The following is a 22955-nucleotide window of genomic DNA, read 5'->3' as shown; positions in this document are numbered from 1 at the left end:
CCAGCGCCGCAGCGGGCGACCGGCTGCGGGCGACCGGCACGGCTGCATCGCCGTCCGGACCGCTGCTAGAACTGCACTTCCGGCTTCGTTGCCGAACGCGTGCCCGGCACCGGCCGGTTGCTCACCCCGTGATACGTGTAGACGAGCGAGAACTTCACCTGGTCGGAGCGGTTCTGCCCCGCCGAATGCAGCGTGTTGCAGTGAAAGAACACGACGTCGCCCGTCTGGAGCGGCGGGCAGGTTGCCGCATCGATCATCTTGCGGTTCTCCGGCAGGTCGCTGCGGAAGAACTTCGCGTCGTCGAACGCTTCCGGCCCGAATTCGGCCGTGTGCGACCCGGGCACCAGCCAGAGCGCGCCGTTTTCATTCGTTTCCGGCCCGAGCGCGAGCCACACCGACACCATGTCCGCGCGTTCGAACGACCAGTAGCGGAAGTCGCGATGCCAGCCCGTCAGGCTCCCGTACGCGGGGTGCTTCGTCATCATGCAGTTGTGATGCGTGCGCGACAGCACCGGCTGCTCGCCGAAGTACTCGCGCATCCACGCGCCGATTTCGGGCGCGATCGCGCGCTCGGCGAACGCCGGATCGCGCCCATAGGCGTCCAGCAGCCGCCGCACCGTATGACCGCCCGGCGCATGCTTCGACTCGGGCGCGCCCGGGTAGCGCAAATCCGCCTCGAACTCGATCGGCTCCGCCGCTTCCTGCAACTGGCGCTCCGCGATGCGCTTGAGCGCCGCGCACTGCGCTTCGCCGACGAGGCCGCGCGCGACGACGAAACCACGTTCGCGCAATTCCGCGACTTGCGCGCGGATCGATTCCGACTGCAATGAAGACGACATGGGATGCCAGACGTTTATTGTGTGAATTTGACGATTGTAAATCGGCGCCGGATACCGCGAACAGCGCCATTGTCGTGCGCAGGGGCATGCCAATCGCGGATTTGATCGCGATCAAGGGAACTGTACGGCGCGGCGGGAGCCTCAGCGACAGGCGGTATGCGGCGACTCGCTTGCGGCACAAGGGTTTATCGCGACTTTTGCGCGTCACGAAACCCTTGTAGCCTGTCGCGGCCTGTCAATTCTGGCGGGCGCGGCGCGCAACGACTTTCGGTAAGATCCGTTGCGTCATCCGAGGCCGTTCATACCAGTGCGCTCTTCAAGGGCGCCATCCATACAAGCGAAGCATCGTTCACATGCCATTCCGTCTGACTTCCCGTTTCAACCGCGCTGCGAAGCGCGTCGTGCCGTCCGCTCCCGCCCGCTCGCTGCGCCATCACCGCGCCCGCACGCAGGCACTCGCCAGGCACACGCACGCGCACAGCCGGCTGGACGGCATCCGTGCGTGGTTCCACGCATTCTTCTCGATGATGAGCGCGCAGGCGTTCGCACGCCGCGCCGGCCTGCGTTCGCTGCTGCAGAAGCCGTCGTCGCTGCGCGCGCTCGCGCTGCGCCGCACGCTCGGCCCGCAGCGCCGCATCAACCGCCCGCGCCGCCTCGCGGCCAGCAATGGGTGGTTCGGGTTCAGCGCGCGCTGAAACCGCGCCGGCGGGCAATGTCCGCCGCGATCGCCGTCATTTCGCCGGCGCTCGACACGCATAAAAAAACCCCGGCATGCCGGGGTTTTTCGTTTCAGGCGGGACGCCGCTTACGCGACGCGTGCCGTCGGCTCCACGCCGGCCGCTTCGGCCAGCACGAGTGCCTTGTCGGTTGCTTCCCACGAGAATTCCGGCTCTTCGCGGCCGAAGTGGCCGTAAGCTGCCGTCTTCTCGTAGATCGGGCGCAGCAGGTCGAGCATCTTGATGATGCCCTTCGGACGCAGGTCGAAATGCTCGCGCACGAGCTTCGTGATCACCGCATCCGACACGCGGCCCGTGCCGAACGTGTTGACCATCACCGAGGTCGGCTCGGCGACGCCGATCGCGTACGACACCTGGATCAGCGCGCGCGACGCGAGGCCTGCCGCGACGATGTTCTTCGCGACGTAGCGGCCGGCATACGCTGCCGAGCGGTCGACCTTCGACGGATCCTTGCCCGAGAACGCGCCGCCGCCGTGCGGTGCGGCACCGCCGTACGTGTCGACGATGATCTTGCGGCCCGTCAGGCCGCAGTCGCCCTGCGGGCCGCCGATCACGAACCGGCCGGTCGGGTTCACCAGGAACTTGATGTCGCCCTTGATCAGGTCGGCCGGCAGCGTCGGCTTGATGATTTCCTCGATCACGGCTTCGCGCAGCGCCGGCAGTTCGATGTCCGGTGCGTGCTGCGTCGACAGCACGACGGTGTCGATCGAATCCGGGCGGCCGTCGACGTAGCGAACCGTCACCTGCGACTTCGCGTCCGGACGCAGCCACGGCAGGCGGCCGTCGCGGCGCAGGCTGGCCTGGCGCTCGACGAGGCGGTGCGACAGGTAGATCGGCAGCGGCATCAGTTCCGGCGTTTCGTCGCATGCGTAACCGAACATCAGGCCCTGATCGCCCGCGCCTTGATCGAGGTTGTCGTCATGGGCGCGATCGACGCCTTGCGCGATGTCGGGCGACTGCTTGTCGTACGCGACGAGCACCGCGCAACCCTTGTAGTCGATGCCGTAGTCGGTGTTGTCGTAGCCGATGCGCTTGATCGTGTCGCGCGCGATCTGGATGTAATCGATGTTGGCCGTCGTGGTGATTTCACCGGCGAGAACGACGAGACCCGTGTTGCACAGCGTTTCGGCCGCAACGCGGGAATATTTGTCCTGCTCGAGGATGGCGTCGAGAATCGCGTCCGAGATCTGGTCCGCGACTTTGTCCGGATGGCCTTCGGAGACGGATTCGGACGTGAAGAGATAATCGTTTGCCACTTTTTCAGGCTCCTGTGTGGTTACGGTTGGTTTCACGTAGCCAGCTTCGTTGGGCCTGAAGCGGCGACGCTTTAGCGGATTACCAGGACCGGGCAGCGCGCTTCGCGCCAGCCGGCTTCGCCCCGCAAGTTGTCAGTTAACTCGGCGAAGCCCGTATTATAGCGACTTTCGTGAATTGTCACAGAGCGCCGCCCGTGCTGTATCGCCCGCTGTCCTACCCCCCTGTTCGCAACGTGCCGGCCAGCCGGCCCCACGGAGATTCCGCATGCTAGGCCGCCTCGGCACGCATCTCGCCATCGGCTTTCTGAAGCTGCTCGCCCTGCTGCCGTACGGTGTGACCGCGCGCTTCGGCGATGGCCTCGGCTGGCTGCTGTATCAGATTCCCAGCCGGCGAAAGCGCATCGTACATACCAATCTGAAACTCTGCTTCCCCGACTGGAGCGACGAACGGCGCGAGGAAGTGGCCGGCCAGCATTTCCGCCATGCGATCCGCAGCTACGTCGAGCGCAGCTATCAGTGGTTCGCGTCGGAACAGGCCTACCGCAAGCTGTTCACGATCGACAGCGAGATCGACCTGAGCGATCCGGACATGCCGCCCACCCTGCTGCTCGGTCTCCATTTCGTCGGCATCGAGGCCGGCTCGATGGCGCTCAATCTCGCACTCGGCCGTATGTGCGGCTCGCTCTATACGCCGATGAAGAATCCGGAAATCGACGCCGCGGCCAAAGCCGGCCGCAGCCGCTTCGGCGCGGAACTGGCGGGCCGCGCGGACAGCGCGCGCATCGTGCTGCGCTGGCTGCGCGACCGCAAGCCCGTGATGCTCGGTGCCGACATGGACTACGGGCTGCGCAACTCGACGTTCGTGCCCTTCTTCGGCGTGCCCGCCTGCACGCTGACGGCCGTCGGCCGGCTCGCGAAGGCGGGCCACGCGCAGGTCGTGCCGTTCATCGGCGAGGTGCTGCCGAACTACAAGGGCTACCGGCTGAAGGTGTTCAAGCCGTGGGATCACTACCCGACCGGCGACGACGATCTCGACGCGCGGCGGATGAACGAATTCCTCGAGCAACAGATCCCGCTGATGCCGGAGCAGTACTACTGGGTTCACAAGCGCTTCAAGACGCGCCCGCCCGGCGAGCCGAGCCTGTACTGACCCTGCCGGGCGACCGCGAGCGAGCCGTCATGCGCTCGCCGGCCTCGCCAAGCCCCGCTCCGAGACGCAGCGCCATTTCGGGCGCGATGCCGGCATGGCCGTGCAGGACGCCCCTGTCCGCTGCATGTATCATTTGCGGCTGAGATCAGCACGACGAACGACGCCGCCCGGCACACGGCCGCCGGCCTCGCGTCGTGCTGGCCGCCTTGTTCGTCATGGAATTCCGGACCCAGTGAAACTCTCGTTCACCAAGATGCACGGCGCGGGCAACGACTTCGTCGTGCTCGACGGCTATTCGCGTGCGTTGCCGCCGCTCACCGAAGCGCAGGTGCGCGCGCTCGCCAACCGGCACTTCGGCATCGGCGCCGACCAGTTGCTGCTCGTCGAAAAGCCGACTGTCGACGGCGCGGATTTCAAGTACCGGATCTTCAATTGCGACGGCGGCGAAGTCGAACACTGCGGCAACGGCGCACGCTGCTTCGTGAAGTTCGTCAGCGACCGCGGCCTGACCGACAAGCGCAGCGTGCGCGTGCAGGTCATGAAGGGCCTGATCACGCTGACGCTGCAGGACAACGGCGAAGTCGTCGTCGACATGGGGGCGCCCGTGTTCGCGCCGGCGCAGGTGCCGTTTGAAGCGTCGGGCCTCGACGGCCGCACCGAAGGCCGCGACACGCTGTGGCCGCTCGACGTCGGCGGCGCGCCGCGCTGGATTTCGGCGGTGTCGATGGGCAATCCGCATGCGGTGCAGATCGTCGACGACGTCGAAGCGTATCCGGTGCTCGAAGAAGGCCCGCTGATCGAGCGCCATGCGCGCTTCCCGCAGCGCGTGAACGCCGGCTTCATGCAGATCGTGTCGCGCCACGAAGTGAAGCTGCGCGTGTACGAACGCGGCGCGGGCGAGACGCTCGCGTGCGGCACGGGTGCGTGCGCGGCGGTCGCGGCCGGCATCCGGCGCGGCCTGCTCGATTCGCCGGTGACCGTCCATACGCACGGCGGCACGCTGACGATCGGCTGGGACGGCGCGCGCGACGAAGCCGCCGCGCTGATGATGGCCGGGCCTGCCGCGACCGTGTTCGAAGGCGAGATCGACCTCACCGCCTGACCCTGCAACGTCCTTGATAACTGAACGCTCCAGCCACATGAACGATCGCGAAGTCGCCGACTACCTGCTCGCCAATCCCGAATTCTTCGCGCAGCACGCCGAACTGCTCGCGACGATCCGCCTCGCGAACCCGCACGGCAAGGCCGCGATCTCGCTGCAGGAGCGGCAGATGGAGATGCTGCGCGACAAGAACAAGCATCTCGAGCGCCGGCTCGCCGAGCTCGTGCGCTACGGCCACGAGAACGACAGCCTGTCCGCGAAGTTCAGCCGCTGGACCGCGCGCGTGATCGCGGAACGCGACCCGTACGCGCTGCCGCGCACGATCGCCGAAGGCATCGCCGACGTGTTCGACGTGCCGCAGACCGCGCTGCGCGTGTGGGACGTCGCCGACACCTACGCGCAGGCCGATTTCGCGCGCCAGGTCGGCGAGGAAGTGCGCCTGTTCACGAACGGGCTGTCGACGCCGTACTGCGGCGCGAACACCGGTTTCGAGGCTGCCCAGTGGCTCGCGCCCGCGCTCGCGGCACCGGCCGCGAACGCGGCGGAAGGCGCCGAAGCCGCGCCGGCCGGCGACGGCGCGGCCACGTCGGTCGCGCTGCTCGCGCTGCGCGCGCCGCTCGCCGGCACCGATGCGCCCGCGTTCGGCCTGCTCGTGCTCGGCTCGCCCGATCCGCGCCGCTTCCACGACGGGATGGCGACCGACTTCCTCGCGCAGATCGCGACGCTTGCGAGCGCCGCGCTCACGCGCCTGCTGCCGCACTGATGTCGCGCCCGCGATGACCGACGATCCGATCGCCGCCTACCTGTCGAACCTGAAGCACGTCAGGCAGCTGTCGGAACACACGCTGCGCGCGTACACGCACGAACTCGACGAACTGAAGAAGCTCGCCGCCGGTCGCCCGCTCGACACGCTGACGGCCGTCGACATGCGCGGCGCGGTCGCGCGCGCGCATGCGGGCGGGCTGTCGGCGCGCTCGATCTCGCACCGGCTGTCCGCCTGGCGCGCGTTCTACCGCTGGCTCGCGCAGCACATCGAGATGCCCGCGAACCCGGTCGCCGCGGTGCGTGCGCCGAAACGCCCGAAAACCTTGCCGAAAGCGCTGTCGGTCGACGACGCCTCGGCGCTGATGGACGCGCCGCTCGCCGGCACGACCGAAGGCATCCGCGATCACGCGATCCTCGAGCTGTTCTATTCATCGGGGCTGCGCCTCGCCGAATTGGTCGGGCTCGACGTCAGGTACACGCAGGCCGACGGCTACCGCTCGGCCGGCTGGCTCGATCTCGCCGAAGCCGAAGTCACCGTGCGCGGCAAGGGCAACAAGGAACGCAAGGTGCCGGTCGGCCGCAAGGCGATCGATGCGCTGAACGCGTGGCTCTCCGTGCGCGGCGAATTCGTGAAGCACGACCCGCATCCGCTGTTCGTGTCCGTGCGCGGCAACCGGATGGCGCCGGGCGTCGTGCGCGAGCGCGTGAAGCGCGCGGCGCTCGCCGCGGGCATCCCCGCCAATGTCCACCCGCACGTGCTGCGCCATTCGTTCGCGACGCACGTGCTGCAGTCGAGCGGCGACCTGCGCGCGGTGCAGGAACTGCTTGGCCACGCGAGCATCTCCGCGACGCAGGTCTACACGTCGCTCGACTTCCAGCACCTCGCGAAGATTTACGACAGCGCGCATCCGCGCGCGAAGAAGCGCGACTGACGCGCGTCCCGTGTTACCCGCCGCGCGCGGCGGCCGGCCACGGCCGGCGTCGCGCACGGCCCATTTCGATCTCATCATGCAAACCGTCACCCTCAAGCCGTCCAAGGAAAAATCGCTGCTGCGCCGCCATCCGTGGATCTACGCCAATGCGATCGACCGCGTCGACGGCAAGCCTGCGCCCGGCGCGACCGTCATCGTGCGTGCGCACGACGGCCGCTTCCTCGCGCGCGGCGCGTACAGCCCGCAGTCGCAGATCCGCGTGCGCGTGTGGAGCTTCGACGAGAACGAGCCGATCGATCACGCATTCTTCAAGCGCCGCGTGCAGCGCGCGGTCGCGCACCGTACGACGATGGTGTCGGGCACGGGCGCGGTGCGGCTCGTGTTCGGCGAGGCCGACGGGCTGCCGGGGCTGATCGTCGACTACTACGTCGCGGACACGGCCGAAGCCGGCGCCACGCCGCGCGGCCAGCTCGTCTGCCAGTTCATGGCCGCGGGCGTCGAAGCGTGGAAGGACGCGATCGTCGCGGCGCTCACCGGCGCGACCGGCTGCCCGAACGTGTACGAGCGCTCGGACGTGTCGATCCGCGACAAGGAAGGGCTCGAACAGACGACCGGCGTGCTGGCCGGCGATGCGCCGCCCGCGACGCTGATCGCGAACGAAAACGGCGTCCGCTATCACGTCGACGTGCCGAACGGCCACAAGACGGGCTTCTACGTCGACCAGCGCGACAACCGCGCGCTGGTCGCGCAGTACGCGGCCGATCGCGACGTGCTGAACTGCTTCTGCTACACGGGCGGCTTCTCGCTCGCGGCGCTCAAGGGCGGCGCGAAACGCGTCGTGTCGATCGACTCGTCGGGCGATGCGCTCGCGCTCGCGCAGCAGAACGTCGTGGCCAACGGCTTCGACGCCGAACGCGCGACCTGGCTCGACGCCGATGCATTCAAGACGCTGCGCCGCCTCGTCGACGAAGGCGAGCGTTTCGACCTGATCGTGCTCGATCCGCCGAAGTTCGCGCCGACCCGCGACAGCGTCGATCGCGCGGCGCGCGCCTACAAGGACATCAACCTGAGCGGCTTCAAGCTGCTGCGCCCGGGCGGCCTGCTGTTCACGTACTCGTGCTCGGGCGCGATCGACATGGACCTGTTCCAGAAGATCGTCGCGGGCGCGGCGGCCGACGCGAAGGTCGACGCGCGCATCCTGAAGCGGCTCGGCGCGGGCGTCGACCACCCGCTGCTCGCCGCGTTCCCGGAAGGCGAATATCTGAAGGGCCTGCTGTTGCAAATCGTCTGATCGCCCCGATCTTGGCGGACAACCCGGCGCGCCAGCCCGATCTGGCGGGCCAGCGCTTTCGCCTGTCGTCCGGACGACGGGCGGGGGCTTGACAGGTATGTTTCAATGGATGGTTGTGCGCCTCCGCTCGGAGCGGGAGGCGCGACGCACATCCTGGTTTTGACCCCGATTCACGAACCACAGGCGACCGACATGGCCACTCCCGTCACCATCCTCACCGGCTTCCTCGGCAGCGGCAAGACGACGCTGCTCAAGCGCATCCTGAACGAACAGCACGGCATGAAGATCGCCGTGATCGAGAACGAGTTCGGCGAAGAGAACATCGACAACGAGATCCTCGTGCAGGACTCGAACGAGCAGATCATCCAGATGAGCAACGGCTGCATCTGCTGCACGATCCGCGGCGACCTCGCCCGCGCGCTCGGCGATCTGGCCGCGAAGAAGCGCGAAGGCAAGCTCGACTTCGACCGCATCGTGATCGAAACCACCGGCCTCGCGAACCCGGGCCCCGTCGCGCAAACCTTCTTCATCGACAGCGAAATCGCCGACGACTTCCTGCTGGATGCGGTCATCACGCTCGTCGACGCGAAGCACGCGAACGCGCAGCTCGACGAACACGAAGTCGTGCAGCGCCAGGTCGGCTTCGCCGATCGCCTGTTCATCACGAAGTCGGATCTCGTCGACGACCAGACCGTCGCCGGCCTGAAGCACCGCCTGATGCACATGAACCCGAAGGCGACGATCAAGATCGTCAACTTCGGCGAAGCCGACATCAAGGAAATCTTCGACCTGCGCGGCTTCAACCTGAACGCGAAGCTCGAGATCGACCCGGATTTCCTCGCCGAGGACGACCATGCGCACGATCACCACGATCACGGCCATGATCACGATCACGCCGATTGCGACCACGATCACGGCCAATGCGCGCACGATCACGACCACGGCCATCACCACCACTACGCGCACCACGACGACAAGATCAAGTCGTTCGTGTATCGCAACGACCGCCCGTTCGACCCGAACAAGCTGGAAGACTTCCTCGGGGGCATTCTGCAGATCTACGGCGAACGGATGCTGCGCTACAAGGGCGTGCTGTACATGAAGGGCGTCGATCGCAAGGTCGTGTTCCAGGGCGTGCACCAGATGATGGGCAGCGACCTCGCCGCGAAGTGGCTGCCGGTCGAGAAGAAGACCAACAAGATGGTGTTCATCGGCGTCGATCTGCCGCAGGACCTGATCACCGACGGCCTCGACGCCTGCCTCGCCTGAGCGTTCAGGCCCCGGCATCGGGTGCCTTTCACGCGGCCGCCTTCACGGGCGGCCGCGGTGCTTGGCGGGTGCCTTGCGCGGCAAGGGTTTCACCGTCATCGCTTTTTCGCGATTTGCGCGTTATATTTTCTAGATATTGGCGCAGCCGACGGGGATCGACCCGATACGGCGCCCGCTTGCGATTCAGTTACAATACGTGCCCGCTGGAGTACGGCAATAACAGGCCCGGTTCTTGCTGAACCAATACCGGGCGTCGCAACCGCGCCGGATCGCCCATCCGCCACCCGGCCGCGGCCGATGCGATTTGCCGCGCAGCACCGGTTCGCCGCGCGCAAATCAGCGCCAGGCCTGTCCTGGTATTTGAGAACCGGTTTTCCAGAGGCTTTCGGCCCCGCGGCGGCAGATCGCAAATGATTGCAAGCGCGGTTGCGGGTAATCCCAAAGTGCAGGCAATATCTCCTGATTTGCCGCACATTGAAGAAGCAAGCAGATGACGAAGAAACTCTTGACCGAAGCCGAAATCCTGAAGATGAGCGACAAGGATTACATGAATGAGGATCAGCTCGCCTTCTTCAAAAATCGGCTCGAACAGTTGCAGGCGGACATCCTCAAGAATGCCGGCCAGACGACCGAGAATCTGCGCGAGACGGTGATCGTGCCCGACCCCGCCGATCGCGCGACGATCGAGGAAGAGCACGCGCTCGAGCTGCGTACGCGCGACCGCGAACGCAAGCTCCTCAAGAAGGTTCAGCAGTCGCTCGCCCGCATCGATTCCGGCGATTACGGCTGGTGCGAGGAAACCGGCGAACCGATCGGCATCCCGCGCCTGCTCGCGCGTCCGACGGCGACGCTGTCGCTCGAGGCGCAAGAGCGCCGCGAGCTGCGCCAGAAGCTGTTCGGCGACTGATCGAGCGGCGTTCCGCTCTGACACGCTGCTTCCCGGAAGCGCGCGGCCTGCCGCGCGCTTTTTGTTTTTCCGGCACGGTTCCCGGCCGGCCGATTTGCCCCCTCCGCCTCTTGATATCCCGGCGCCCGCCCTAAAATGAATCGGACGCGCGCCGGGCCGCTCCCCGGCGCACTGCGATTCACGCGGCGGCGCCTCGCGCCGCCCGACTCTTCCCCGTTTTTCTCAAGGAACGCAGATGGAGCAATTTCACGGCACGACCATCGTTTCGGTCCGGCGCGGCGACAAGGTCGCGCTCGGCGGCGACGGCCAGGTAACCCTCGGCAACATCGTCATGAAGGGTGGCGCGCGGAAAGTGCGGCGGATCTACAACAACCAGGTTCTGGTCGGATTCGCGGGCGGCACCGCCGATGCGTTCTCGCTGCTCGATCGCTTCGAGGCGAAACTCGAGAAGCATCAGGGCAATCTGACCCGCGCGGCCGTCGAGCTCGCGAAGGACTGGCGCACCGACCGGATGCTGCGCCGCCTCGAGGCGATGCTGATCACGGCCGATGCCACCACCACGCTCGTGATCACCGGCAACGGCGACGTGCTCGACCCGGAAGGCGGCATCTGCGCGATCGGCTCGGGCGGTGCGTACGCGCAGGCCGCGGCTCGCGCGCTCGCGGAGAACACCGAGCTGTCCCCGCGCGAAATCGTCGAGAAGTCGCTCGAGATCGCCGGCGACATGTGCATCTACACGAACCACAACCGCATCATCGAAACGATCGAGTAAGGACCGCACCATGAGCACCATGACCCCTGCCGAGATCGTCTCGGAACTCGACAAGCACATCATCGGTCAGGCCAAGGCGAAGAAGGCCGTCGCGGTCGCGCTGCGCAACCGCTGGCGCCGCCAGCAGGTCGGCGAGCCGCTGCGCCAGGAAATCACGCCGAAGAACATCCTGATGATCGGGCCGACGGGCGTCGGCAAGACCGAAATCGCGCGCCGCCTCGCGAAGCTCGCCGATGCGCCGTTCGTCAAGATCGAAGCCACCAAGTTCACCGAAGTCGGCTACGTCGGCCGTGACGTCGACAGCATCGTGCGCGACCTGATCGAGATCTCGGTCAAGCAGACGCGTGAAGCCGAGATGCGCAAGGTGCGCAGCAAGGCGACCGACCAGGCGGAAGACCGCATCCTCGACGTCCTGCTGCCGCAACCGCGCGCGGTCGGCTTCGGCGGCAACGCCGATCACGCGAACGACGACAACAACGCGACGCGCCAGACCTTCCGCAAGCGCCTGCGCGAAGGCCAGCTCGACGACAAGGAAGTCGAGCTCGACCTCGAGCAGCCGTCGGCGGGCATGGACATCATGGCGCCGCCGGGGATGGAAGAAATGACCGAGCAGATCCGCTCGATGTTCTCGAACCTCGGCAGCGGCAAGAAGCAGCGTCGCAAGGTCAAGATCAAGGAAGCGCTGAAGCTGCTGACCGACGAGGAAGCGGCGAAGATGCTCAACGACGAGGAAGTGAAGACGAAGGCCGTGCAGAACGTTGAGCAGAACGGCATCGTGTTCCTCGACGAAATCGACAAGATCACGTCGCGCAACAACGAAGGCAGCGGCGGCGAAGTGTCGCGCCAGGGCGTGCAGCGCGACCTGCTGCCGCTCGTCGAGGGCACGACCGTCAACACGAAGTACGGGATGGTGAAGACCGATCACATCCTGTTCATCGCGAGCGGCGCGTTCCACCTCGCGAAGCCGAGCGACCTGATCCCCGAACTGCAGGGGCGCTTTCCGATCCGCGTCGAGCTCGACTCGCTGTCGGTGGAGGATTTCGAGGCGATCCTCGACGCGACCGACGCGAGCCTCGTCAAGCAGTACCAGGCGCTGCTCGCCACGGAAGACGTGCAACTCGAGTTCGCTGCGGACGGCATCCGCCGCCTCGCCGAGATCGCGTATGCGGTCAACGAGAAGACCGAGAACATCGGTGCGCGCCGGCTGTACACGGTGATCGAGAAGCTGCTCGAGGAAGTGTCATTCTCGGCCGGCAACCACGCCGGCGAGCGCGTGACGATCGACGCGAAATATGTCGAGAATGCGCTCGGCGAAGTGTCGCAGGACGAAGACCTGTCGCGCTACGTGCTGTAACGCGCGCGGCGTCGAATGCGAAACGGGCGGCCCGGCGGGCCGCCCGTTTTCGTTGGTGCCGTTGGTGCTGCGGCGCCGCTTACTGGCGCACCGGCTTCTTCGCGAGCTTGCGCTGCAGCGTGCGGCGGTGCATGTTCAGCGCGCGCGCGGTGGCCGAGATGTTGTTGTTGTTCTCCGCGAGCACGCGCTGGATGTGCTCCCATTCGAGCCGGTCGACCGACAGCACGACCGGATTCTCGAGCGCCTCGTCGGCCTGCACTTCGCTGGCGTTGGTCTGCAGCGCGGCCAGGATCGACTCGATGTTCGCCGGCTTCGCGAGATAGTTGTCGGCGCCTTCCTTCACGGCCTGCACGGCGGTCGCGATGCTCGCATAGCCGGTCAGCACGAGGATCCGCGCGTCGGGTTGCAGGTCGCACAGCGGCGCGATCAGGCTCAGGCCCGAATCCTCGCCGAGATGCAGGTCGACGGTGATGAACTGGAACTTGCCGCCGGCCGCGAGCCGGAGCGCCGCCTCCTTGTCGTGCGCCTGCTGGACCGCATAGCCGCGGCGCTCGAGGCCGCGCGCGAGCGTGCCCGCGAACACCTCGTTGTCGTCGATCACCAGGAAATTGTTCTCGCTCATGTGGTTTCTCCGTCTACGTGTTGGTTAAGGCGGCCGGCGCCGCGATGCGCGCCACCGGCAGGCGCAGCACCGCGCGCGTGCCGCGGCCCGGCGAGCCGGCCGCGCGGCTGTCCGGCGCGGCTGCCGCCCGTTCGGTCGTGCGCTGGCCTGACGCCGCAGCGGCGTGACCATTCGCGCCGCCGGCGGCGCGCCCGTTGCCGCCCGCCGCGCGCGGCGTGACGTCGGACAGCTCGATCTCGCCGCCCAGGCGCACGGCCGCGCTGAACGCGAGGTACAGGCCGACTCCGTGTCCGCCCTGCGTGCTGTCGACCGGCATCGCGCCGAGCGATTCGCGCAACGCGGCCGGAATGCCCGGGCCGTCGTCGCGTACTTCGAATTCGATCTGGTCGGCCGCCCGCTCGTTGTGCGCGAGCTTCGCGGCCAGCGTCACGCGATGCGGGCTCGCCCGCGCGGCGTTGTCGAGCAGGATCGTCAGGATCTGGCCGGCCGCGACCGTGTCGTCGAGCGCGACACCCGACGGGCGCGCGCCCAGCAGTTCGAACTGCACGTGCGGATGCCGCAGGCGCCAGTGCTCGACGAAGGTATCGAGCCAGTCGTCCACCGGCTGGCGGCTCGCCGGCGCGCTCGCGCGGCTGCGCAGGCGCGCGAGCGCCGACGTGCAGAGCGTCATCTGCTCTTCCAGCACCTTCAGGTCAGCCTCGTAGCGCGCCAGCCCCGGATCGGCGCGCGCCGCGTCGCGCAGTTCCTCCGCGAGCATCGCGATCGTCGACAGCGGCGTGCCCATCTCATGTGCGACGGTGGCGGCCTGCACGCCGAGCGCGACCGCGCGCTCGTCGCGCAGCAGGTGCGCCTGCGCTTCGCCGAGCGCCGAATCGCGCTGGCGCAGCGCGTTCGACATGCGCGCGACGAACCACGCGATCAGCCCGACGCTGACCATGAAGTTCACCCACATCCCGGTGCGGTAGTAGTCGAACAGGTTCGCCGGGTTATCCATGTTGAGCGGCACCGAATCGAAGCCGAGCGCCGCGTAGCACGCGACCGCGAACGCCGCGAGCCAGATCATCAGGTGCCACGGCAGCACGGCCGCCGCGATCGCGAGCGACGGCAGATACAGCGACACAAACGGGTTGGTCGTGCCGCCCGACAGGAACAGCAGCGCCGACAGCGCACCGAGGTCGACCCACAGCTGGCCGAGCAGCTCGAAATCGGTCTCGGGCCGCGCGCGCAGCACGCGCACCCAGGTCAGCGCGTTGAAAACGATTTCGAGCGCGATGACCATCAGCATCGCCGGCAACGGCAGGTGCACGCCGAAATAGGTCTGCACGACGCCGATCGTCACGAGCTGGCCGATGATCGCGAGATTGCGCAGCCAGAACAGGTGACTGAGGTTGACGCGCCCGGTGGTGGTGATTCGTTGCATCCGAGCAGTTTACCCGTTTAGCGCGCGGCGCCTCTACCGGGGGCCGGATCGTGGCGGACGAACGCACGCACGAACGCACGAACGCACGAACGCACGAAGGAACGGCCGGACAAGCCGGCGCCTCGGCCGGTCGCACGAGGCTGCGCCGTCAGCCGGCCGCACTGGCCATGCGCTGGGCGATCTCGTCGGCGAGGCACTCGGGGCACCGGCAGCGCGTGCCGGCCGCCGGCGGCGCGCCGCCGGGCACGACCGGCATCGACGCGCACCAGCAGTCGAACGGCTGGGTACCGGCGCCGCAGTCGAAGCCGCGCCCGCAGTGCGGGCAGCGCGCGCGGCGTGGGGTCGAACGAGTGTCGACGGCGGAATCGGTCATGGCGAAGGCGCGGTAACGGGCATGAACGTCACCCTACGCGACAAGCATAGCGCGGCGGACGGATTTTGCACGTCGGCCGATCGGCCGATGCGTCCCGCAAAACACGTCCGGGCACACGCGCCGCCCGCCCGGCCCGCGGCGCCGTCGCGAGGCCCCGCGCCACGGCCGGCGGGCCGCCGCGTATGGGCCGCGGCCCGCGGCACCCACCGTCCGGCCAGCCCAAAAACCCGATGCTGCGCTGCGCCACTCCTGTACAATTCGCCCTGTTTCAACCGTTCCCAGCCAGAGCTGCCGCCATGTCCGAGCCCATCGACCTCTCGCAGATCGCCCCCACGCTGAAAGCAGAAATCCTCGCGGAAGCGCTGCCGTACATCCGTCGCTACCACGGCAAGACCGTGGTCATCAAATACGGCGGCAATGCGATGACGGAAGAGCGGCTCAAGCAAGGCTTCGCACGCGACGTGATCCTGCTGAAACTGGTCGGCATCAACCCGGTGATCGTCCACGGCGGCGGTCCGCAGATCGATCAGGCACTGAAGAAGATCGGCAAGGCCGGCACCTTCATCCAGGGCATGCGCGTCACCGACGAAGAGACGATGGAAGTCGTCGAATGGGTGCTGGGCGGCGAAGTGCAGCAGGACATCGTGACGCTGATCAACCACTTCGGCGGCCATGCGGTGGGCCTGACGGGCAAGGACGGCGGCCTGATCCACGCGCGCAAGCTGCTGATGCCGGACCGCGACAACCCGGGCCAGTACATCGACATCGGCCAGGTCGGCGAAGTCGAGGCGATCAATCCGGCCGTCGTGAAGGCGCTGCAGGACGACGCGTTCATCCCGGTGATCTCGCCGATCGGCTTCGGTGAGGACGGCCTGTCGTACAACATCAATGCCGACCTCGTCGCCGGCAAGCTCGCGACCGTGCTGAACGCCGAGAAGCTGTTGATGATGACCAACATCCCCGGCGTGATGGACAAGGACGGCAACCTGCTGACCGACCTGTCGGCACGCGAGATCGACGCGCTGTTCGAGGACGGCACGATCTCGGGCGGCATGCTGCCGAAGATCTCGTCGGCGCTCGACGCCGCGAAGAGCGGCGTGAAGTCGGTGCACATCGTCGACGGCCGGATCGAGCACTCGGTCCTGCTGGAAATCCTGACCGAGCAGCCTTTCGGCACGATGATCCGCTCGCATTGAGCGCACGCCGCCTGCCCAAGCGTTCCGACCTGCCGGCGTCGCTGCGACGCCGGCGCATCTCCCGCAGCCGGCCGCGTGCCGGCGCGCCCGTCTGGCTGTTCGATCTCGACAACACGCTGCACCACGCATCGCACGCGATCTTTCCGGAGATCAACCGCGCGATGACGCAGTACATCATCGACACGCTCCACGTCGGGCGTGCCGAGGCCGACCGCCTGCGCACCGGCTACACGCAGCGCTACGGCGCCGCGCTCCTCGGCCTCACGCGCCATCATCCGATCGATCCGAACGACTTCCTGCGGGTCGTCCACACGTTTGCCGACCTGCCCGCGATGCTGCGCGCCGAGCGCGGCCTCGCGCGCATCGTCGCCGCGCTGCCGGGCCGCAAGTTCGTGCTGACCAACGCGCCGGAGAACTACGCACGGGCGGTACTGCGCGAACTGCGCATCGAGCGGCTGTTCGAGCGCGTGATCGCGATCGAGCACATGCGCGACCGGCGCACCTGGCGCGCGAAGCCCGACCACACGATGCTGCGCCGGACCTTGCGTGCCGCGCATGCGCGGCTGGCCGACGCGATCCTCGTCGAAGATACCCGCAGTCATCTGAAACGCTACAAGCGGCTCGGCATCGGTACCGTATGGATCACCGGCCACCTGCCGGGCCATCTGCCGAGCATCGGCCGTCCACATTATGTCGACCAGCGCATTCGTTCGTTAAAATCGCTCCGACTGGGCACACGATCGGGGCGACAGAAATGCAGCCGACTTACCCGCAGGACCAAGCCGTAAAGGAAGACCAGGCCACGCCGTCCCGCCCGCGCCCGAAGCCGGGCGAGCGGCGCGTGATGATCCTGCAGACGCTCGCCGCGATGCTCGAGGTGCCGAAGCCCGAGAAAATCACGACCGCCGCGCTCGCGGCCCGGCTCGACGTGTCGGAAGCCGCGCTCTACCGGCATTTCGCCAGCAAGGCGAAGATGTACGAAGGGCTGATCGAGTTCATCGAGCAGGCGCTGTTCGGACTCGTCAACCAGATCGTTGCCAAGGAGCCGAACGGCGTGCTGCAGGCACGCACGATCGCGCTGACGATGCTCAATTTCACCGCGAAGAACCCGGGGATGACGCGCGTGCTGACCGGCGAGGCCCTGATCGGCGAGGACGAGCGGCTCACCGAACGCGTGAATCAGTTGCTCGACCGGATCGAGGCGACCGTCAAGCAATGCCTGAGGGTCGCGCGCACAGAGGCCAACGCGCCGCAGGACGGCGCCGCACCGTTCACGTTGCCGGCCGACTACGATCCCGCCGCCCGCGCGAGCCTGCTCGTCAGCTACGTGATCGGGCGCTGGCACCGTTTCGCGAAGAGCGGATTCAAGCAGGCGCCGGGTGAACAGGCCGATGCGCATCTGCTGCTGATTCTGCAGTAACGCACGACCCGCCGGATTCGCCGCGAGCCATCATTGATAGCTGATCGTGAATGTCATCCGCCCCTTCGCCGGGCCAGGCGTGACGGTTTGCGATGTCTGCACGTACCGGGCCTGTAGCGGAATCGAAAAGAAGCCGTTGCCGGTGGTACCCGCGTACCACTGATTCTTGTTCCCGACCGCCGCCGAATCCGGGCCGAAGCCGAGTTGCGTCGAATCCTTGAACACCTGAATGCCGACGCCCTTCGCCTCCGAATCCGTCGTCAGCGACAGCGTGTTGGACGTGTTGCTCTGGTTCGTGTTGTCGGTCAACGTGACGTACAGCTTCGCGTCGACATTTTCGTCGCCGCCGGAGCAGATCAGGTTGATGGCGAACGGCTTCAGCTCGGATACTGTCCCGATGCCCGTGAATTTCTTCGCCGGGATGGTGCCGAGGTCGACGTTTTGCGTCTGCGCAGCTGCCGCACACGTCGGCGCCTTGATTTGAAGATCACCGGAAAACAGGTACCGGGCTGCTCTTAAAGAACCGCCCCCGCCTGAGAAGGTCACGGAGCCATACTCCCCTGCCAATCTCCCTCGTCCGGTGATCGGGCCCGTCTTCACGAACTCCAATTTGATGTCCATTGTCGGGTGCGGCATATTGAACCCTGTAATCTGGGTGGGCCCGTAATTGAATTCCATCGGCCACATTTCATACCACGCGCCGCTACCATTTCCGTGCCTTATCTTAACCCCGACACCCTCCACTGGTGTCTGATATATCTTGTTGCCCAAATACGGATAGCTGCCGGTAAATGTCGATCTGGTGATGTAGTAGTTGCATTTGTAATTCAGCGGCGGCCCGGCACTAGGCTGCCCACCGGCAGGGATGACGACCACAGTCGCCAGCGTGGCCCCGATTTCCGCATTCGGATTGATTGGGGGAAGGCTGGTGAGGTTGGCATAGTTCGCAATCGGAAAAACCACGTTAGGGTTGAGCGAACTCTTGCATATCATTTCTGCATGCGACAGCCCGGGGACCAGTGACAACACTGTGATGCCGGCCAGTACTAAATTTCTTTTGAACATGAAGGAATCCTGGAAAAACGAGTCTGGTGTGTGACGCCGGCGGCCCCACGCGACGATGAAGTTGCCGACTGGATCACGATCAACGGACGGCCGCATCATTGGGCGCATCCGGCCCGATACGCGGCGCATAGGAATGCTTGACGGTCGGTGCCGGGGCCGCTGCGGCATCGGGAAGACACTGCGCATCGACACGCTGGTAACCATCCGAATCCGCACGCCCTTCGCGTACCGGCAAGTCGTAGGTGATGCGGCAATGCGCGTCGGGGCCGTCCCCCCAGCCGACCGACAGCACGCCGCTACGCTGCAGGCCGCGGACGAACGTCTTGCTGGCCTGACCGACGATCCCCACGTGGTTCCCCTGCTCGTCGAGTACGTTTGCACCGAACGGGATGGGCTCGCCATTCGCGCGCTTCGCGTAGATCACCGCGGAACGACCCGTCTCGGTTTCATACTTCAGCAGCGGAATCGCACCCGCATGCGGCGCGACCTGCTGGCTCGTCACCTTCAGCTCGACATCGGTCGACAGCCCCTTCGGATCGATATCGACGGAGTTCAGGCTATACGGCGTGAGGTACGGCACGATCGCATAGCCTCGGCCGTCGAGCTTCACACCGGACGAGTTGAGCACGCGAGCGCCGGCGGCCCCCTTCGCCTCGACAATGCCGAACGTATCCGATAGCGGCTGCGACAGCGTGATGCCGCCCGGGTGTGCGACGAGCGCGCCACGAATACCCGCCGAGCCCTGCGAATAACCGCTGCCCGAGCCCACGGTGGCCGAGAGGTCGGCGAGCCTGGAGTGGTACAGCACGTTTGCGCCGCCGGACGTGCTGCTCGCCCCGTTGCCGGACCCGTGGTTCACGTTCACGCCATACGACAGGTTTCGGTCGACGCCCAGCGAGCCGGTCAGCATCGACTGGACTTGCGTGCGGCCGCTCGTGTCGTACGACACGCTCGAGTTGACGGTAATCGGGTAATTGCGGCCGAGCGGAATCGTCACGCTCGCGTAGTACATCGTACTGTTCGTGCCGAACGCGGACTGCTGCCGCGTGGCCTGCACGCTGAAGTTGATATTGCGGATCGAATTGCTGTATCCGACCGAATAATTGACGTCGGAGCCGCTGCGGTTCCAGTAGTTGACCGTGGACGTGGTCAGCGACAGATAGCCGCCGCGACTGCCGAGTGTCTGGCCCAGCGTGATCTGTGCCCGATTGCGCGGGCGCATGACCGTCGAGATACCCGTCTGCAGTCGCTCGACGGCGTCCCGCGCCTGCATCGCCGCGTTGAGATCGAAATAGCCGCCCGTCGAATAGCGATACGCGGCGATCGACACGTTCGTGCCCGTCTCCGGAACGTTCTTCGAATAGCTGACTCGCGCGCTACCGCCGGTCGACGCTCCATACCCGTGCAGCCAGGTGCGCGCTTGCGTATAGTCCGCGCCGATCGCGCCGATTCTCGTATTGAGCACGCCGCCCGCCATCATCGATGCATAGCCTTGCGCGATGGTCGTGCCGACATAACCCGTCAGCGCGTTCGTGAAGCCGCGCTGCCACGTGCCTTGCATGAAAAACGGGTTGCCCGCTGTTTGCGTATCACGGAGCGTGCCCGCCGCGACGCTGAAGCGGCTGATGCCGGGGCGCAGCGACAACGGCACCGCGGCGTACGGCACCTTGAACGAATGCACGCTGCCATCCGCCTCGGTCACCTCGACCGTCAGGTCGCCGCCATAGCCCGTCGCATACAGGTCATTGATCTCGAACGCGCCCGGCGCCACCGTCGTGTCGTAGATCACGGAGCCGCTCTGCTTGATCGTTACCTTCGCGTTGCTGTTCGCCACGCCGCGAACGATCGGCGCATAGCCGCGCAGCGAATCGGGAAGCATGCGATCGTCGGTCGCGAGCCGTACGCCGCGAAACCCGACCGAGTCGAACAGATCGCCCGACGTATACGATTCGCCGATCGTGAGCTGCGCCGACAGGCGCGGAATATCGCGCTGCAGATAGGTATTGAGGCTCTGATATTGAGCGCTGCCCTGGGTGCTCCAGCTGTACGAACCGTTGTGACGAAAATGCCACGCGCCGAGGTTCGCGCCCGCGTTGATCCCGAGATAGCCCTGTGTCTGTGCGCCCTGACCGTAGGTGTTGTACGTATAAACGTTCGCGTCGTAGCCGAGGAACGCGGCATTCACGCCGTTGCTCCAGAATTCCGGGCTCACGTATCCGCGCGGATTGCGGCGCATCGAAATCTGCGGAACGCTCAGGTCGAGCCGCTGCTCGCCGAAATCGAACGACGCCGTCGCGCCGTCGATCGCCCGCTCGATCGGCAAGCAGCCATCCGCCGCGCCGAGGGTTTCGGCCGCGGCGGGGGCGAGCTTCGACAGATCGGCCCCGACGCGCATCAGCAACGTGCGATCGAAGCACGCGCGGGCATTGCCTTCCGATGTACCGAGCGTCTTGAACGGCACGTCCTCGCGCCCCGTCCAGTTGTCGTTGACGTAGATGTCGACGTTGTACACGCCCGGCAACACGGCGTCGCCCTTCTCGAAGCGGGACAGATTGGTGGCCGCGCTGCTGCCCGGCGCAAGAAAATCCTTTTCGAATTCGACCTGCGCGACCATGAGCGGCTTTTCGTTCGCTTCGGCAGCCCATGCCGCCTGACAGGCGGATAGCACCGACAGGACGGCCGCGCACAGCGGCCTGAGGCGCGGCACCGAAGATTGCGCGCCGGGTTTTACGATTTTCGTCATGGTGTCACGCACGTTGTGGCTCGGCATTGCCCGGAAGTCCAGGCGACAAGCTCCGCCGGAAACGCGTGGCGTTTCCGGGCGATGGAGTCGGTATTGGAAAAGGGCCGCGTCGATGCGGCCTGGCAGAGCCGGCCCGGCGAAGGCCGGGCCGGTCTATCAGCGTGCGGCTGGCGCTGCGAGCGCGCGCTTGCCGGTCATGCCCGCGCCGTAGTCGTTGATGGCCAGATAATCGACCTCGGCTGCGGCATCCGGCTGCTGCGTCAGTTTTTCGATCGGGAACGTCTCGGAACCCATCGGCGGAATGAAGCCATTGCCGGCTTCATAGCTGTTGCCACGCGTCTTCACGCTGAGCTCGCCGAAATTGACGAAATAGGGCGTCGGATTCTCCCCTTTGAGCGCATACCCGTGACCGTCCTTGCCGGGCACGACACGCCACGTGACCTGTGCGGGCGCCTCGATCGATTCGCCCGCCAGCCCCTTCGGACGGAACATCACCTTGATCCGCGTACGAAACGCGAGCTGCAGCCGGTTTTCGCCGCTCTCCTCGTCGGTCGCTTTCGGCGGCACTTCGAGCACGTTCAACCAGAAGAGCGTCTCCCGGTCTTGCGCGAGCGGCTCCTTCGTATAGATCATCCGCAGGGTCTGCCCTTTCTTCGGGTCGAGACGGAACATCGTGGGCGTCAGCGTGAACGGCACGTCGATCTTGTCGGGCGATGAATCCGGGTCGCCCTTGTCGATCCACGTCTGAACCAGCGCCGATGCATTGCCCTGGTTCGTCAGCTTGATCGTCACTTCACGCTCGCCGCCGCGGAAAATCACCCGCGTGTTGTCGATGACCACGCTCGCCTGCGCCGATCCGGTCGCGGCAGTCGCGCCCAGCAGAACCGTACATAAGAGGTTCTTCCATGTTTTTTTCATCTGCACTCCTATTCTTTATTTGCCGTATATCGCACCGTTCCTGAGAAGCCGTCTCGCTAGAGACGGCTTGAGAGGCGCGTGCAATGCGGGCAGTCGCGACTTCGACGGCCGCCCGCGCCCGTGCTTACTGGTATACGATGGTGTAGTTCACGCGCGACTTCGCTGCACCGGCCGTAGCACTGCCAAGCGATTCGTACTGTGCGTAGAACTGACGATCAGCCTTGCCGGCGCTGATGTTCACCTTGTCGACGTTCTGCGAACCGATCGCGGCGGCCGCATTGATCTTGTCGTACGTGCCGTTCAGCAGCGCGATTTCGACGTTCGAAGCACCGCCCGCATCGACCTTCAGGTTGCCGGTATCCGGGCTGACCGTCGGGCCCGGCTCGAGGTAAGCGCTCACGATGCCGGTGGACGGCTGGCATTCCGTCAGCGACAGCTTGAATGCCTGGCGGCCTGCCCACGAACCCTTGGTAGCCAGCGTGCTCGTCGAGACGGTCGGCAGCGTGACGGCGAAGTTGGCGCTGCCGCCATTGATCTTGCACGTTGCCGACGTCAGTGCGCCGTTGAACTCGATCAGGCCGTCGGCCGCATGTGCAGCGGGTGCGAATGCCGCGACCGATGCGGTGGCCACGAGTGCCGAGATGAGTGCTTTTTTCATTTCGTTGAACGCCTATGAATATTAATGAGATTGATTTGAAATGTTCTGTGCCGTGGCCGGGAAAACTGCATCCCGTTGTGCGCAGTGACATCTCAGGCTCAATTTTGCTGATTATTACAAAACCGATACATACGACAATTACTAAATTTCCGCCTTTTAACCTAGT

General features: G+C 65.9%; 22 protein-coding genes. 13 read left to right on the top strand and 9 right to left on the bottom strand.

All coding sequences use genetic code 11. The features are described 5' to 3' along the window. Window positions 1–65: 65 nt before the first annotated feature. On the bottom strand, window positions 66–839 hold the full coding sequence (locus SB771_RS24200; RefSeq protein WP_105834783.1) for a phytanoyl-CoA dioxygenase family protein: 774 nt from the start codon (window positions 837–839) through the stop codon (window positions 66–68). A gap of 353 nt (window positions 840–1192) precedes the next feature. Here SB771_RS24200 and SB771_RS24195 point away from each other — a divergent pair, with 353 nt between their 5' ends. Further along, a complete protein-coding gene (locus SB771_RS24195; RefSeq protein WP_006753005.1) occupies window positions 1193–1534 on the top strand; it encodes a hypothetical protein in 342 nt (113 codons plus the stop codon). 110 nt (window positions 1535–1644) lie between these two features. On the opposite strand, the gene metK is transcribed toward SB771_RS24195, so the two are convergent. Then, the gene (gene metK / locus SB771_RS24190; protein ID WP_006753004.1) at window positions 1645–2832 is read right to left on the bottom strand and encodes a methionine adenosyltransferase; all 1188 of its coding nucleotides are present in this window, start codon (window positions 2830–2832) and stop codon (window positions 1645–1647) included. A gap of 265 nt (window positions 2833–3097) precedes the next feature. Here metK and SB771_RS24185 point away from each other — a divergent pair, with 265 nt between their 5' ends. From SB771_RS24185 to hslU, 9 genes are all read left to right on the top strand, one after another. Then, complete coding sequence (locus SB771_RS24185) at window positions 3098–3982, top strand: lipid A biosynthesis lauroyl acyltransferase (RefSeq protein WP_175662003.1); 885 nt, start codon at window positions 3098–3100, stop codon at window positions 3980–3982. A gap of 232 nt (window positions 3983–4214) precedes the next feature. Further along, window positions 4215–5084 (top strand): diaminopimelate epimerase, encoded by an 870-nt coding sequence (gene dapF, locus SB771_RS24180; RefSeq protein WP_175662002.1) that lies wholly within the window; start codon window positions 4215–4217, stop codon window positions 5082–5084. A gap of 37 nt (window positions 5085–5121) precedes the next feature. After that, complete coding sequence (locus SB771_RS24175) at window positions 5122–5847, top strand: DUF484 family protein (RefSeq protein ID WP_012364946.1); 726 nt, start codon at window positions 5122–5124, stop codon at window positions 5845–5847. 13 nt (window positions 5848–5860) lie between these two features. Continuing rightward, complete coding sequence (xerC, locus tag SB771_RS24170; protein WP_175662001.1) at window positions 5861–6781, top strand: tyrosine recombinase XerC; 921 nt, start codon at window positions 5861–5863, stop codon at window positions 6779–6781. A gap of 76 nt (window positions 6782–6857) precedes the next feature. Next, a complete protein-coding gene (locus SB771_RS24165) occupies window positions 6858–8072 on the top strand; it encodes a class I SAM-dependent rRNA methyltransferase (protein WP_175662000.1) in 1215 nt (404 codons plus the stop codon). 192 nt (window positions 8073–8264) lie between these two features. Further along, entirely contained in the window at window positions 8265–9341 is a 1077-nt protein-coding gene (locus SB771_RS24160; RefSeq protein ID WP_410721823.1) for a CobW family GTP-binding protein, read from the top strand. Between the two features lie 490 nt (window positions 9342–9831). After that, window positions 9832–10248 carry an RNA polymerase-binding protein DksA gene (dksA, locus tag SB771_RS24155; protein WP_006477498.1) on the top strand — a complete coding sequence of 139 codons (417 nt, stop codon included), beginning with the start codon at window positions 9832–9834 and terminating at the stop codon, window positions 10246–10248. A 235-nt stretch (window positions 10249–10483) separates the two neighbouring features. Continuing rightward, window positions 10484–11020, top strand: coding sequence for an ATP-dependent protease subunit HslV (gene hslV / locus SB771_RS24150; RefSeq protein WP_006760749.1), 537 nt, complete (start codon window positions 10484–10486; stop codon window positions 11018–11020). A 10-nt stretch (window positions 11021–11030) separates the two neighbouring features. Then, window positions 11031–12374 (top strand): ATP-dependent protease ATPase subunit HslU, encoded by a 1344-nt coding sequence (gene hslU, locus SB771_RS24145; RefSeq protein ID WP_175661998.1) that lies wholly within the window; start codon window positions 11031–11033, stop codon window positions 12372–12374. A 79-nt stretch (window positions 12375–12453) separates the two neighbouring features. Here hslU and SB771_RS24140 read toward each other — a convergent pair whose 3' ends face one another. From SB771_RS24140 to SB771_RS24130, 3 genes are all read right to left on the bottom strand, one after another. Beyond that, entirely contained in the window at window positions 12454–12996 is a 543-nt protein-coding gene (locus SB771_RS24140; RefSeq protein WP_011658200.1) for a response regulator transcription factor, read from the bottom strand. Window positions 12997–13009: 13 nt separating this feature from the next. Beyond that, window positions 13010–14416: an ATP-binding protein gene (locus SB771_RS24135; RefSeq protein ID WP_175661997.1), complete on the bottom strand. Its 1407-nt coding sequence runs from the start codon at window positions 14414–14416 to the stop codon at window positions 13010–13012. Window positions 14417–14564: 148 nt separating this feature from the next. Then, the gene (locus SB771_RS24130; protein WP_175661996.1) at window positions 14565–14789 is read right to left on the bottom strand and encodes a cysteine-rich CWC family protein; all 225 of its coding nucleotides are present in this window, start codon (window positions 14787–14789) and stop codon (window positions 14565–14567) included. Window positions 14790–15085: 296 nt separating this feature from the next. Here SB771_RS24130 and argB point away from each other — a divergent pair, with 296 nt between their 5' ends. The 3 genes from argB to slmA are packed head-to-tail and all read left to right on the top strand — an operon-like array spanning window position 15086 to window position 17405. Further along, on the top strand, window positions 15086–15985 hold the full coding sequence (argB, locus tag SB771_RS24125; RefSeq protein ID WP_006754950.1) for an acetylglutamate kinase: 900 nt from the start codon (window positions 15086–15088) through the stop codon (window positions 15983–15985). After that, window positions 15982–16773 carry an HAD-IA family hydrolase gene (locus SB771_RS24120; protein ID WP_175661995.1) on the top strand — a complete coding sequence of 264 codons (792 nt, stop codon included), beginning with the start codon at window positions 15982–15984 and terminating at the stop codon, window positions 16771–16773. The genes argB and SB771_RS24120 overlap by 4 nt, the downstream gene beginning before the upstream one ends. Beyond that, window positions 16740–17405 carry a nucleoid occlusion factor SlmA gene (slmA, locus tag SB771_RS24115; RefSeq protein ID WP_105834793.1) on the top strand — a complete coding sequence of 222 codons (666 nt, stop codon included), beginning with the start codon at window positions 16740–16742 and terminating at the stop codon, window positions 17403–17405. Before SB771_RS24120 ends, slmA begins: the two co-directional genes overlap by 34 nt. 30 nt (window positions 17406–17435) lie before the next feature. Here slmA and SB771_RS24110 read toward each other — a convergent pair whose 3' ends face one another. The 4 genes from SB771_RS24110 to SB771_RS24095 all read right to left on the bottom strand — a co-directional run bounded on the left by SB771_RS24110 (window position 17436) and on the right by SB771_RS24095 (window position 22789). Further along, window positions 17436–18569, bottom strand: coding sequence for a fimbrial protein (locus tag SB771_RS24110; protein ID WP_175705129.1), 1134 nt, complete (start codon window positions 18567–18569; stop codon window positions 17436–17438). Further along, window positions 18550–21213 (bottom strand): fimbria/pilus outer membrane usher protein, encoded by a 2664-nt coding sequence (locus SB771_RS24105; protein WP_175661993.1) that lies wholly within the window; start codon window positions 21211–21213, stop codon window positions 18550–18552. Before SB771_RS24105 ends, SB771_RS24110 begins: the two co-directional genes overlap by 20 nt. A 156-nt stretch (window positions 21214–21369) precedes the next feature. Beyond that, the gene (locus SB771_RS24100) at window positions 21370–22131 is read right to left on the bottom strand and encodes a molecular chaperone (RefSeq protein ID WP_175661992.1); all 762 of its coding nucleotides are present in this window, start codon (window positions 22129–22131) and stop codon (window positions 21370–21372) included. Window positions 22132–22255: 124 nt separating this feature from the next. Continuing rightward, window positions 22256–22789, bottom strand: a complete 534-nt coding sequence (locus SB771_RS24095; protein ID WP_410721822.1) for a fimbrial protein — start codon at window positions 22787–22789, stop codon at window positions 22256–22258. Between the last annotated feature and the right edge of the window lie 166 nt (window positions 22790–22955).

This window comes from Burkholderia sp. SIMBA_051 (assembly GCF_046534915.1).
GTDB lineage: Bacteria > Pseudomonadota > Gammaproteobacteria > Burkholderiales > Burkholderiaceae > Burkholderia > Burkholderia ambifaria.
Note: the sequence above shows the minus strand (reverse complement) of the source record. Positions and strands in the feature narration are given on the sequence as shown.